Genomic DNA, 12,154 nt, shown 5'->3' with positions numbered 1-12,154 from the left:
CTATATATTTGGTAATGAAAGACCAAAAAAATTTCGAAAAAACTGTTAAATATTTAACAAAAGCAACCTCCATTCTTTGTTTTTTCTCAATGCTCACAGCCAGTCTTCATGCTTCAAACCTAGAAGACTGTTCAGGGCCGCAATGCACTCAATCAAAACACCCTGAAGCTCCAGCAGAAACGTTTGGCAGAAGCTACGTGATTCAAATTGCACGCGAACTTTCCCGTAAACCGTATGCCGCTTCAGAAAATACCCTGCCTTCCTGTCTAAACGATCTCTCGTATGATGAATTTAGGAAGATCCGCTATAAGCCGGACTCTGCTATTTGGAAGGGAGAAGATCTTCCGTTTCAACTACAGCTTCTACACCGCAGCTCCTATTTCAAAGATAAAGTTGATATCGCCATCATTGAAGGAAATCAAATCGTTCCCATTCCCTATAATAAAAATTTATTCACCTTTGAGGACGAGGTCAAATGCGAGCTGACACCAGAAGAAAAAGAGATCGGATACAGTGGATTCAGAATTCATTTTCCGCTTAACACTCCTGATTATTTCGATGAACTGATTGTCTTTCAAGGAGCGACCTATTTCAGAGCTCTAGGCAGAGGAAACTCTTATGGAATTTCAGCTCGAGGGCTAGCGCTCAAAACAGCAGAACCCACCGGAGAAGAGTTTCCTCTTTTCAAAGCTTTTTGGATAGAAAAGCCGGCGAAAGAAGCTGACAGAATCATCGTTCATGCACTTTTAGACAGCCCAAGCGTCACAGGCGCCTACCGCTTTACGATTATTCCAGGAGAGAACACGATCGTTGAAGTGGAAACAACTCTCTTCCCTAGGGTTGAACTGACAAAAACAGGATTTGCTCCACTTACTAGCATGTTTTTTCATTCCATGAACGGTCGCGGCCAAGTCGATGATTTTCGTCCAGAAGTCCACGACTCTGACGGCCTTTTAATCATCAATGGCAAAGGAGAACATCTTTGGCGTCCTCTATCCAATCCCAAACAACTGCAAGTCAGCGCATTTTTGGACAAATCAGTCCAAGGATACGGCTTGATGCAAAGAGAGCGCTCTTTTCGAAGCTACGAAGACCTTGAATCCCATTATGAAAAACGCCCCAGTTTATGGATTTTACCTGAAGGAAATTGGGGAGATGGATCTGTTGTACTTGTTGAAATTCCGACAGACTCAGAAGTTCACGACAATATCGTAGCCTTTTGGCAAAGCAAGGATCCTTTAAAAGCCGAAAGCGAGTTTCACTATTCTTATCGTATGATATGGGGCTTCCACCCTGTAGAAAAAAACTCGCAGATCTTTGTTAGCCGAACAGCAAGAGGGCGTGCAGATATTTTTAAACCTTCAAAAAGCCGTTTATTTATTATCGACTACGAAGTTCCGAGAGAAAAGCCCGAAAAAATGCCAGAGCCCATCGTCAGTGCATCTTCAGGAAAAATAAGCAATGTTGTTCTAAGGAACAACCCCATCACTCATGGCTATCGCCTCTCTTTTGAATTTGACGAATGGGGAAACAAACCTGCAGAGCTTCGTGCAGAGCTCAAAGCTGAAGGGGCAGGATCTATTGAAACTTGGCTCTATCGATTGACAGATTGAGGTTTATTCTAGCGAGTATGCATCATCAATTTCCTTCAAAGCTTCCTGGCGGAAGCGCTATGCCTTCTGAAAAGAAAGGGGAATTCCCCAAACAAAGCTTAAATCAAGCTAGCGAAAATCCGCCTCGCAAACCTATTGACGATCAGGCTATGACCCCTTCTCTGTTTAGGCGTTTTTTAGTTCCCGGATTCGCCTTAGCGCTATCGATCTATGCTGTTTATGAGATGGTTAATATCTTTCTTTTAGGCTCCCTTACCACACTAGAAATTGTTGTGATTTTTTTATTTGCAATCAATTTTAATTGGATAGCTTTAGGATTTTCTCAAAGTTTGGCCGGTTTTTTCTCTCAATTTAGAAGCCCTTCTTCCGATTATGGCGAAGTGGAGCTCAATACCCGCACCGCCGTATTGATGCCGATCTACAACGAATCTCCGGCTCGCGTGTTTGCTTTAATTGAAGAGATCGCCTTAGAAATCGAATCAACCCCTTATGGAAGCGCTTTTGACTGGTTTATCCTAAGCGACAGCAACCAAAGCTCTATTGTTCTTGCAGAAGAGCAGGCCTTCTGCAAGTTAAGAAGCGCAACGGCAGGCAAAGCACGCATCTATTATCGCCGCCGAGTGAGAAACAGAGCGCAAAAATCAGGAAATATCGAAGATTTTTGCCTTAGATGGGGAAGAAATTACGACCATTTTATCGTTCTTGATGCAGACAGTATTGTTGAAGCCAAAACTTTAATAAAACTTGCCCAAAGAATGCAAAACGATCCGGATGCGGGACTAATTCAAACGCTTCCGGTACTTATTAACGCAAAAACCCCCTTTGCCAAAATTCAGCAACTGGCTTCAAAATTGTATGGCCCCTTATTAGGCAAAGGACTCGCTTGGTGGACTCAGAAAGAGGGCAATTACTGGGGACATAATGCCATCATCAGAACCGAAGCCTTTATGAAATCGGCAGGTCTGCCAACCTTAAACGGCCCGCCTCCTTTTGGGGGTAATATTCTAAGCCACGATTTTGTTGAAGCAGCGCTCATCCGTCGAGCAGGCTGGAGCGTCGTTATCGCTCCTGACCTCTCGGGCTCTTACGAGGAAAGCCCTCCTTCGATCTATGATATGGCTATACGCGACCGCAGATGGTGCCAAGGAAACCTTCAGCACTCTAAGGTCATCCATGCACACGGATTGCACTGGGTGAGCCGCTTTCATCTGGCTGCAGGCATTCTATCCTACCTTTCTCCTCTTATGTGGCTAATGCTGATTATTTCCGGTTTGCTGTTATCGTTGCAAGCCCATTATTTGTTGCCGGAGTATTTTCCTGAAAAATTTTCACTTTTTCCAACTTGGCCGATCATGGATTACAAGCGAGCCATCAGTCTGTTTGTTTTCACAATGGGAGTGCTTTTAGGGCCGAAAATTTTCGGGCTTGCTTCCGTGATTTTCAAAAACAATGACTGCAAACTCTGGGGAGGGCGTCAACGCCTTATTCTCAGCTTTCTGATAGAGGTTGTTCTTTCTGCATTGATTGCCCCTATTATGATGCTGCAGCAGTCTACTAATGTGATCTCAATCACCTTGTTCGGGAAACACAGCAGCTGGAAGCCTCAAAGGCGCAACGACGGCTCCCTGCCATATAAGGAGCTCTTTCGGTTTCATCGTTGGCATATCGCCGCAGGATTGCTTCTTGCTTTCGCCGCTTCCCTTTACTCCTGGGTTCTAGTCGCCTGGGTATCTCCCGCTGTTTTAGGACTCTTGATCTCAATACCGCTCTCGAAGCTGACAGCCTCCAATCGGATAGGTGAGTGGTTCAAAAACAAACACCTCTTATTGACTCCAGAAGAGACCACACCTCCCAAAATCGCTCTTGCCCTGGAAGAAAAGCTTCAAGAATACGATACCCATCTAAAAAATATTTGGGATTTGGAAATGCTCTTAAAACATCCAAAATTATTGGCTTTGCACATTGAAATGGTCGATCAGCCAAAACAAGAGGCTCAATCAAAAGCTTCAAGAGATCCACTCGATGCCATCGCTATTGTAAAGGTACTTCATGCAAAAGATCAGAAAGAACTTTTACAGACCCTGACAGATTCGGAAAGCTGCTACATTCTGGGCCAGCCCGAGCTTCTCCGAAAAATAGCAGAATTGCCTCCATCGAAAAATGTTCTTTGTTTAAATGCTGTTCATAGGATGTAGAGAACCTGGAAAATCCTGTTCATGAAATTGTCGATGCATTTCTTAAAACTTGCTTTTTGTCAATAATCTGCAGCTTATCAACGTTCCATCGAAAAGTTATCTTCCAAAATTTTCCCAAGGAAATTCTGAAGAGTTATCGAAATTTCCACAGCCTCTAATGAAGAAGATAAATACATATATATAGATCTTCTTTCTTATGATTATCTGTTGCAAATAAGTTTGGAGCATTAGACAATTGATCCCATGGAACCATTTTCCCCGCTAGAACTGTTTGATCTCTCATCCTATCCTCATAAAGCTTTGCTTGAAAACTGCACCTATGCATGGGAAGCTTTGCTTTTTCTAAAAAAATACCTAACTCAGCAGAATCTTGGCAATTTGCAAGGAACCATCTCAAGCAACGCATACCTCGTCAATAAAAATCAAATATTTATTGGAAAAGGGACAGTCATCGAGCCTGGAGCTTATATTGAAGGCCCTTGCTGGATTGGTGAGAACTGCACAATAAGACACGGAGCCTATATCAGGGGAAATGTCATTACTGGTCATGGCTGTATTCTTGGACACGATTCGGAATTCAAACATTCTATCCTTCTCAATGGATCTCAGGCAGCTCATTTTGCTTACGTAGGAGACTCTATCTTGGGAAACCATATCAATCTAGGGGCTGGCACAATTTGCGCCAACCTGAAGCTTGATAAGCAGCCTGTGGAGGTTAAATTCGAAAGCCATCGAATCCATACAGGACTTCGCAAACTTGGTGCTATTTTGGGAGACAATGCTCAAACAGGATGTCATGCAGTGCTCAATCCTGGAACAGTTTTTGGTAAAGCTGCTTTATGTTATCCTTGCCTCAATGTTTCTGGATATCTCTCTCCCGGAACGAAAATGAAGATGGAAAAATGATGAAAAAAAGTATTGAAACTAACTCGTTATTAACGGCATATGTGAAAAAAGTCGATACAGCGATCGAAAATCACCTCGATTTATTAGGACCTCCATCTCCTGTCCGAGACGCTTGTGCGTATGCGCTTTCTACCGGAGGAAAAAGGGTTCGTCCCTCGATCACCTTGATGGTTGCCGATGCTTTGGGAGGAATGGGGGATGTAACATTAAGTGCTTTAAGCATTGAGTACTTTCATACAGCTTCTTTGGTCGTTGATGATATGCCTTCCATGGATAATGATGACGAAAGGCGTAGTCAACCTTCTGTTCATAAAAAGTTTGGGGAAGCTGCGGCTTTGTTGGTCAGCTATGGTTTAATTGGCGCAGGGTATGGCATGATCGCTGAAAACGGGCGTTTGCTGCTTGATCAAAACATTTTCTTTGCCGACTCAGTGGATTTGCGTTGTCGATTAGCTCTTGAAAACGCTTCGTTTAATACAGGTCTTAACGGGGCGACAGGCGGTCAGTTTCTTGACATTAGACCTCCCGATCTATCGACCGAAACATTGAAGAAAATCATTCATATGAAAACTTCTTCACTTTTCGAGGTGGCATTTGTGAATGGTTGGCTTTTTGGCGGTGGAGCCCTTGAGAAGCTTGATCAAGTCAAGCAAGCTGCGGCCCATTTCGGCCTTGCTTTTCAAATTGCTGACGACTTGGGAGATATGGAGCAGGATCTCAGGAACAAGAGGGAGGTTAACTTAGCGAATGTATTTAGTAAAGATAAGGCTGTAGATATGTTCCACGGGGAACTTCAGTCTTTTCATCTTATATTAAAAGACTTAGGTCTTGATGAGGAGTTTTTTAGTGTTTTGACAGATTCTTTGAAGGCCTCCTTTTAGTTTCTCGATGAGTGGGCAAAAAGAGGGTGTCTACAAACTCACAGAATGGCGCTCTTGCAATGCCAGCTTCTCCGAATTGGGTGGTTTTGCTTCTACATCACCTGTCATATTTAAGAAAGTGAAGAATATTGCCAAATCAAATTCGGAACCTAAGTCTCTGAAAAAAAAGAATCTGGTTGAGAGGATTCGAAACACAACATTTGAAAATATCTCACCGATCAGCCTTTACCGAACTTTGCATTCATTGATTACGAAAAAACAGAAAGACCGACAGATTACTCATCGCTTGCAATGCTATTCAGGCGCTTTTTGAAAAAGAATGCGTTCAATCACGACTATCAGCCGTGTCTAAGGTACAGAAAATTCTAGAAAATATGCTCAAAGGCTTAAGCCTGCTTCAATCCAAAGCTGTTCTAGATCTTTAGCTGGGTAAGGAGCCTGTTTATTTTCCTGAGATATTTTCAAATGTTGTGTTTGGAATCGTTAAGCGCACCCTAATTTAAAAATTCTTTTAAGCTACTTTTTCTTTTTCCAGAACCTCTTCTCCATCTTTAAAGACCACTCCGTTGATTACTTTTTCAATCATTTCACAACCTTTGAGTTTTCTCCATTTTTTCTCGGCTGTAGTAGCCAGCTTGAATACCATTGTCAAAGTGGCAGGCACTGAACCGCAGCCTTTGGTTTGCCTTGTCCGGTGTCTTATTGTTGCAAAAGTCGATTCAATCGGGTTAGTTGTCCTGACGTGCTGCCAATGGATCGCCGGAAAATTGTAGAAGGTAAACAGTTGCGCCTTATCCTTCTCAAGACAAGCACAGGCTTTGGGGTATTTGTCTCGGTATGTTTTTAAAAACACCTCAAACGCCGCCAGTCCATCTTCTTTGGTAGGGGCCATATAAATTTCATGAATGGCCTTTTTCGCCAGGGCATTTTCATAGTTAAAATTTGACATTCATTAGTTTCAGAAGATAGTCAGGATTCCAGCTCGCTTTCTTTCGTTTGAGTTCTATCCCCCCTTTTGTTTGCTTTTCCTGCTTCAGCAAAATAAGCGCCATCTTGCGTATGAAAGATAGATTTTCAGCTATATGTCCGATTCGTGCCCTCAATGTATCTTCCCTAAATGCTATGTCAAGAATCCAGTGACAACTTTCTATTCCCCAGTGCGATCGGATCGCATATGCAATACGACGTGCATCGGCTGGCAGACTTGAAATATACATCCGTAGCTCCGTGGAAGTGACACTATCTATCGTTCGTTCTGTCTTCAGGAGAATAATCGTTTTTAACTTCTTCCATCGATCATAATCCGGCAGCCAATCGATATCTTCCGTCACAAAAAATGAACGTTTTTCTAATCTTCCGTGCCCTTCCTCTATCATGTGATATGATTGATGATCAACGCCTTCAAACTCTACTTGCTGCGCTTGAATAAAATAATTCGATACCTCGTCATGAAGAGATGACTGATTTCCCTTCAATGCCAGAATATATTCGCCACCATCTTCAATGATCTGTGCTGCAATCGCAGTTTGGGTTCCCATTGCGTCAATCGTTATCGTTGCGCCAGTTATGTCGATCATTTCCAATAATTTTGGGATCGCTGTGATTTCATTGGATTTGTCTTTTACTTTTACCTGCCCTAACGTAAGTTGTTGACCACATGCCCAGAGGCTGACTGTGTGAATAAAAGAATTTGGTCGACCCTTGATTGCAGTACCTCTCAAAGCCTTTCCATCGATCGCATATACTTGATTGTCATCTTGCCTTACCAGTGTGGAAATCCATTTTGAAAACCCATTATGAAATTCGGTGGGATCGAGCATAACGAAAGTCCACCAAAATGTGCTGTAGTGTGGTACCCCATTTTCAAGTTTAAGTACATTTGTCAACCATGTTTCTCGCTCCTCTGCATAGACTGCAACCTCTTTAATTTTGTCGGCACCGCAAAGAACTGCACACAACGTAATGAAAAGAATGTCGATCAATTTGTGTCGTATAGCTCCAGTCAAAACACGGGGATCTTGCACATCTGCAAACGCTTGAAAAATCGATTCTTGAAACTCTTCTAACTCCTCAAGGGAATAATCAATCTGCCTCGGTTTTCTTTTTGACATAGCTGAACCTCTGAACTTTGGTAATTCAGCTACAAAGAAAAGCGGATAGAAACTATTTTATCAAGTTTTGACTATGAAAACGCCCTGGAGCAGTATACTTCTCACTATTTTATTTTTCTATCTTTTTTCTATTTTATTTTTTTGTTCAACAACTTTACTGGTGAAAGTTTTGGCAGTTTTGGCATATAGACACACAAATTACTTAATAATAGTATCATACATCCTGCCAAAACTCTGCCAAAACTGCCAATTGTCTGCCAAAACTCTTGGTTTTTAGAGGTTAAATGACTAAAACAACAAAAAACGTTCCCATACCCAAGCAAGTTTCCTTACTGGCAGAAGCTATTCAGTGTGCAGATCCAGAAGCGGCAAGGTCTTTGGTTAAAAAAGCTTTCGATGTGATGAACTGCAATGACGACCTACTTTCCGGTAGACGAATCGATCCCATCGCTATTGACTCCGTCATTGCTTTGATTCGCGGCGTTAATCCGCAAGATACAGTCGAAATGATTCTGGCATCTCAGTTCGTAGCAACACACTTCCAGGCGATGAACAAGATGGCGAGCGATAGGGATACGGATACAAGTCACGGCATGATGCTGATGCGGCTTTCCCATCAAGCGTTGGAGACTTTGCAGAAGTACCGTCAAAAGGGAAGCAATATTAATGTAAACTACTGGGTTCATAACGAAGGACAAGCCGTATTACAGACAAATATCGGTAAGAACCTAGGGAAAAAGGGGGAATAGTCCATGGGGTATTGCTATTATCAGACAATGCCAAGGTGTGGTGCTTATGCTAGGAGTTCAGGTAAACCTTGCCTTCAGGCTGCAATGTCTAACGGGCGTTGCTATCTTCACGGTGGAAAATCAACAACGAAACACGGCAGGTATACAAAACGATCTGTGGAAAGCCGTCAGAAGCAACGTCAAGCGATAAAAGAACTTCGGGAATCCCAAAAGGCAATGGAGAATACGATCAATGGATGATGGGCTTGATGATTATTTTGACGAAGACTTTGGCTTTCTCGACGAATATGATCGTGAGATGATGGAGTTTGTCAAGGGGCTGAAAAGTTCCGGCATGTATGAAAAGCTGAGTGAATCGACACGGCTACGGATTGACCTGATGATTAAGGCTTACGATGGAGATGATGATTTGATGATTTTACTCTCTGAGATGTGCTTCTAAAAAATAAATTTTTTATTTTAAAAACTTCCCAAACAAAATGTAAAATCTTTTTTTTTAATGAATAAAATTTGAGTTTATTTTATTTTACTACATGTTTTTTAAGTAGGATCGAGAAATGTTCAACTATCATCAAATTATTTTATTTTTAATCACGACTCTCTTGTTCATTCCTGTGTCTTCCTACAGAATTTCTAAATCCTACGAAAAATTACTTTCAGCGCAAGATAAGAGGAAAGCATGTTCACGAATGGTAAACGATATTTTACAAACGGTATTTGTCTTATTAGCCTTTTTTGCAGCTCTTGCCTTTACGGTAATCATGAATATCATCCATCGCACGAATGGCTAGATTATTGTGATCTTGACGAAGGCGATGAAGCCCCAAGAAATTACGATGCTTATGGCGAATTCGGGGGATATGCTTAGGGAATTCGACCGTCAAGTAGATGATTATGACAGGTCTATTGACTGTGGTTTTTTCCTTTTTAAATGGGGAAAAAAGTTAACCAAATGGGTCAAAAAAACAGCTGGACAGCTGTGTCTTAGGATGCTTGGGCTTCATAAAATAAAGAAGTCAAAAAATAATGCATATACAATTGCTCGTTTTAAACGCATTATTGACCAGGTTTGTGATACAGGTCCACTTAATGAGTTGATTGACGGTATAGAAAAAGAGTTACCTTCAGATGGCCCTGGGCTCAATCCATTTTTAGCTCAAATTAAATATTATCACACAAATAAAAATCAGAGACCTGAAGGAGAGGTTGATCCAAACAGATATGATCAAAGTGTAGATTTAAAAATTTTGATGATGACTGAAGAAGAGCTTAAAGATGTTGACCCTAACTATATTTGGGCTTACCTAGAGGTTGGTTGTGGGGTTCTGTTATGTGCTCTCCCTTTTCCTCCTGCACAGTGGCTTGGGTTAAATGGATGGTTTTTGACTATGTGGTAAAGGTATGCAGAAGCTTTATCATAAAGCGTTTTGTGTAAATCCTCTCCGAAAGCCATTGCCTTTGGCATTTCTACAGCAGAGTCTAGGAGACCTTTGTCGCGTATTCCTGGCAAACCGCCGTAAGCCTGGAGAAATGTATCATGGATTTCTATTACTTGAGTGACTGTTAGAAATTTTATTGTCATCTAACAGAAAGATCTTTCATTAATTTGGCATCTTTCTTTGTCATTTTGGCCAGTTCTTTTCGAAAAGCATCTTTATCCAGGTCGACCTTATCTTCGTGATCCATCTTATGCATTAAGGAGTCCACTATGTATGCGCGCATGCTTACACCCTCCTTTGCAGCTGCCATTTTTAGGAATGTATGTAGGTTCGACGGGAAATCGAACGTCAATCTGACGGTGTCTTTGCGCATAACAACCTCTCTGTTGGTTACATTTTCATTATACCGTAAACAAGGAAATAAGTCAAAAAAAGAATACAGTAACACTGTATTACAATGTTACTGTATTGCTGTATTGCTGTATTACAATTTTCGTGATAAAATATGAACCTATCCAACTAAATCTAACATCCAAGTATAAATCAAACCTAGAGTCACGAAGAGATATTTTCAAATGTTGTGTTTCGAATCCTTAAGCGCACCCTAATTTAAAAATTCTTTTAAGCTACTTTTTCTTTTTCCAGAACCTCTTCTCCATCTTTAAAGACCACTCCGTTGATTACTTTTTCAATCATTTCACAACCTTTGAGTTTTCTCCATTTTTTCTCGGCTGTAGTAGCCAGCTTGAATACCATTGTCAAAGTGGCAGCCACTGAACCGCAGCCTTTGGTTTGCCTTGTCCGGTGTCTTATTGTTGCAAAAGTCGATTCAATCGGGTTAGTTGTCCTGACGTGCTGCCAATGGATCGCCGGAAAATTGTAGAAGGTAAACAGTTGCGCCTTATCCTTCTCAAGACAAGCACAGGCTTTGGGGTATTTGTCTCGGTATGTTTTTAAAAACACCTCAAACGCCGCCAGTCCATCTTCTTTGGTAGGGGCCATATAAATTTCATGAATGGCCTTTTTCGCATTCACTTGAATACTTTTGGGCATTTTATCCAGCACATTGGCCGTTTTATGCACCCAACACCGCTGCTGCTTTGTCTTCGGAAAAACTTCCTCTATTGCCGACCAAAATCCAAGCGCACCATCTCCTATCGCAAGCTCAGGAGCTGTACACAGCCCGCGCCGCTTCAAACTCTCCAATACCTCTGTCCAGGAAATTTTGCTCTCTCTATAACCATTGTGGATCGCCACAAGTTCCTTTTTACCATTAGGAAGAGCGCCAAGAATCACGAGAAAGCAAATTCGGTCATCTCCAAGACGAACATTGAAATAGATCCCATCTACCCAGATGTAAGCGTAGCGCTTTCCTTCAAGAGAGCGCTTGTTCCAGTCTTTGTATTCCTGCTCCCAAGATTGTTTTAAACGAGTGATGTTAGCTGCGGATAATCCTTTCGCATCCTTGCCCATGATCGCTTCAAGTGCATCCTGGAAATTGCTTGTAGAAATCCCCCTGAGGTAAAGAGCTGGAATCACCGCATCAAGAGATGGCACCCTCCTTAGATATTTCGGAAGAATTGCGCTTGAGTACCCTTCAGAGCTCTCTTCTCTGTTTCGAATTCTAGGTTGCTTCACTGATATCGGTCCGATTCCTGTTTGTACTTCTCTTTCAGGGAGGTAGCCGTTGCGGACAAATTGTTTTCTTCCCTCGAAATCCCTCCTGCTTTTCATCGATTCCAGGTATTCATTGACTTCATTTTCAATAGCCTGTTGAAGCAACAGGCGAGCTCCTTCCCTCAATGTTTGTTCCAGCAAGCTGTTCATTTCACTTGTTGCGTGAAATTTATCCAAAGAAATGACATCATTCTTCATGAGCGTATCTCCTATAAATTTTTTTGATTCTAAAATTTCATAGGGTACGCTCTTTTTATCTCAAACACAACTTTTGATCATATCTCACAAGTCTGGCAGCAGTTGCGTGATAACTGGTTGGCAAATCGTTTTTTTGATGGGTACGATTCGATTGTTAATGCTTGTTGCGATGCCTGGAACTGGTTTGTTGGCACTCCCAATCGCATAAAAAATTTATGCTCTCGTTCATGGACGAAATTTTAATTTTATTTATGAGAAATGGTATTAATCCTATTTATGTATAAGAGAAAATTTCAAATTTTACATAATAGAATAAAAAAAATCATCATTTTTCTTGAAAATTGTAAGAGCAAAGAGGCTGAAAAGCCTCTTTGCTCGGTAGGAC

The 12,154-nt window shown here is 41.6% G+C and carries 12 protein-coding genes and 1 pseudogene; 8 read left to right on the top strand and 5 right to left on the bottom strand.

The window, feature by feature from the left end; translation table 11 throughout:
* Positions 1-14 precede the first annotated feature (14 nt).
* The 4 genes from WCW_RS00065 to WCW_RS00050 all read left to right on the top strand — a co-directional run bounded on the left by WCW_RS00065 (position 15) and on the right by WCW_RS00050 (position 5,595).
* Complete coding sequence (locus WCW_RS00065) at positions 15-1,613, top strand: glucan biosynthesis protein G (RefSeq protein ID WP_013181121.1); 1,599 nt, start codon at positions 15-17, stop codon at positions 1,611-1,613.
* 17 nt (positions 1,614-1,630) lie between these two features.
* The gene (gene mdoH / locus WCW_RS00060; protein WP_013181120.1) at positions 1,631-3,808 is read left to right on the top strand and encodes a glucans biosynthesis glucosyltransferase MdoH; all 2,178 of its coding nucleotides are present in this window, start codon (positions 1,631-1,633) and stop codon (positions 3,806-3,808) included.
* Between the two features lie 243 nt (positions 3,809-4,051).
* Complete coding sequence (locus tag WCW_RS00055; RefSeq protein ID WP_013181118.1) at positions 4,052-4,714, top strand: acyltransferase; 663 nt, start codon at positions 4,052-4,054, stop codon at positions 4,712-4,714.
* Entirely contained in the window at positions 4,711-5,595 is an 885-nt protein-coding gene (locus WCW_RS00050) for a polyprenyl synthetase family protein (protein ID WP_162268166.1), read from the top strand. Before WCW_RS00055 ends, WCW_RS00050 begins: the two co-directional genes overlap by 4 nt.
* A gap of 511 nt (positions 5,596-6,106) precedes the next feature.
* On the opposite strand, the pseudogene WCW_RS00040 reads toward WCW_RS00050, so the two are convergent.
* Together WCW_RS00040 and WCW_RS00035 are read right to left on the bottom strand one after the other, a co-directional pair.
* Positions 6,107-6,514, bottom strand: a pseudogene (locus tag WCW_RS00040) (IS256 family transposase); the annotation flags it as partial.
* Positions 6,515-6,530: 16 nt separating this feature from the next.
* A complete protein-coding gene (locus tag WCW_RS00035; protein WP_013181114.1) occupies positions 6,531-7,706 on the bottom strand; it encodes an ISAs1 family transposase in 1,176 nt (391 codons plus the stop codon).
* A gap of 284 nt (positions 7,707-7,990) precedes the next feature.
* On the opposite strand from WCW_RS00035, the gene WCW_RS00030 reads away from it, so the two are divergent.
* The 4 genes from WCW_RS00030 (at position 7,991) to WCW_RS10065 (ending at position 9,852) form a co-directional block, all read left to right on the top strand.
* Entirely contained in the window at positions 7,991-8,455 is a 465-nt protein-coding gene (locus tag WCW_RS00030; protein WP_013181113.1) for a hypothetical protein, read from the top strand.
* Between the two features lie 3 nt (positions 8,456-8,458).
* Positions 8,459-8,695 (top strand): HGGxSTG domain-containing protein, encoded by a 237-nt coding sequence (locus WCW_RS09850; protein ID WP_079891138.1) that lies wholly within the window; start codon positions 8,459-8,461, stop codon positions 8,693-8,695.
* Positions 8,688-8,897: a hypothetical protein gene (locus WCW_RS00025; protein ID WP_013181112.1), complete on the top strand. Its 210-nt coding sequence runs from the start codon at positions 8,688-8,690 to the stop codon at positions 8,895-8,897. The genes WCW_RS09850 and WCW_RS00025 overlap by 8 nt, the downstream gene beginning before the upstream one ends.
* A 373-nt stretch (positions 8,898-9,270) precedes the next feature.
* Positions 9,271-9,852, top strand: a complete 582-nt coding sequence (locus WCW_RS10065; protein WP_013181110.1) for a BTB/POZ domain-containing protein — start codon at positions 9,271-9,273, stop codon at positions 9,850-9,852.
* Here WCW_RS10065 and WCW_RS09845 read toward each other — a convergent pair.
* From WCW_RS09845 to WCW_RS00005, 3 genes are all read right to left on the bottom strand, one after another.
* Positions 9,756-10,037, bottom strand: a complete 282-nt coding sequence (locus WCW_RS09845; RefSeq protein WP_013181109.1) for a type II toxin-antitoxin system death-on-curing family toxin — start codon at positions 10,035-10,037, stop codon at positions 9,756-9,758. The genes WCW_RS10065 and WCW_RS09845 overlap by 97 nt on opposite strands.
* Entirely contained in the window at positions 10,034-10,177 is a 144-nt protein-coding gene (locus WCW_RS10335) for a hypothetical protein (RefSeq protein WP_155117278.1), read from the bottom strand. Before WCW_RS10335 ends, WCW_RS09845 begins: the two co-directional genes overlap by 4 nt.
* A 338-nt stretch (positions 10,178-10,515) precedes the next feature.
* Positions 10,516-11,769, bottom strand: a complete 1,254-nt coding sequence (locus WCW_RS00005) for an IS256 family transposase (RefSeq protein WP_013181107.1) — start codon at positions 11,767-11,769, stop codon at positions 10,516-10,518.
* Between the last annotated feature and the right edge of the window lie 385 nt (positions 11,770-12,154).

The organism is Waddlia chondrophila WSU 86-1044, from assembly GCF_000092785.1.
In the GTDB taxonomy this organism is placed as follows: Bacteria; Chlamydiota; Chlamydiia; order Chlamydiales; family Waddliaceae; genus Waddlia; species Waddlia chondrophila.
The sequence above is the reverse complement of the archived record's forward strand: the minus strand, read 5'-3'. Positions and strand labels throughout refer to the sequence as shown.

What these genes read in the sequence shown, in the direction of transcription:
- WCW_RS00050 (WP_162268166.1), top strand. Translation starts at nt 4,711, where the DNA reads ATGATGAAAAAAAGTATTGAAACTAACTCGTTATTAACGGCATATGTG.
- WCW_RS10065 (WP_013181110.1), top strand. Translation starts at nt 9,271, where the DNA reads ATGAAGCCCCAAGAAATTACGATGCTTATGGCGAATTCGGGGGATATG.
- WCW_RS10335 (WP_155117278.1), bottom strand. Translation starts at nt 10,177, where the DNA reads ATGCGCGCATACATAGTGGACTCCTTAATGCATAAGATGGATCACGAA.
- WCW_RS00055 (WP_013181118.1), top strand. Translation starts at nt 4,052, where the DNA reads ATGGAACCATTTTCCCCGCTAGAACTGTTTGATCTCTCATCCTATCCT.
- WCW_RS00025 (WP_013181112.1), top strand. Translation starts at nt 8,688, where the DNA reads ATGGATGATGGGCTTGATGATTATTTTGACGAAGACTTTGGCTTTCTC.
- WCW_RS00035 (WP_013181114.1), bottom strand. Translation starts at nt 7,706, where the DNA reads ATGTCAAAAAGAAAACCGAGGCAGATTGATTATTCCCTTGAGGAGTTA.
- WCW_RS00065 (WP_013181121.1), top strand. Translation starts at nt 15, where the DNA reads ATGAAAGACCAAAAAAATTTCGAAAAAACTGTTAAATATTTAACAAAA.
- WCW_RS00030 (WP_013181113.1), top strand. Translation starts at nt 7,991, where the DNA reads ATGACTAAAACAACAAAAAACGTTCCCATACCCAAGCAAGTTTCCTTA.
- WCW_RS09845 (WP_013181109.1), bottom strand. Translation starts at nt 10,037, where the DNA reads ATGACAATAAAATTTCTAACAGTCACTCAAGTAATAGAAATCCATGAT.
- mdoH (WP_013181120.1), top strand. Translation starts at nt 1,631, where the DNA reads ATGCATCATCAATTTCCTTCAAAGCTTCCTGGCGGAAGCGCTATGCCT.
- WCW_RS00005 (WP_013181107.1), bottom strand. Translation starts at nt 11,769, where the DNA reads ATGAAGAATGATGTCATTTCTTTGGATAAATTTCACGCAACAAGTGAA.
- WCW_RS09850 (WP_079891138.1), top strand. Translation starts at nt 8,459, where the DNA reads ATGGGGTATTGCTATTATCAGACAATGCCAAGGTGTGGTGCTTATGCT.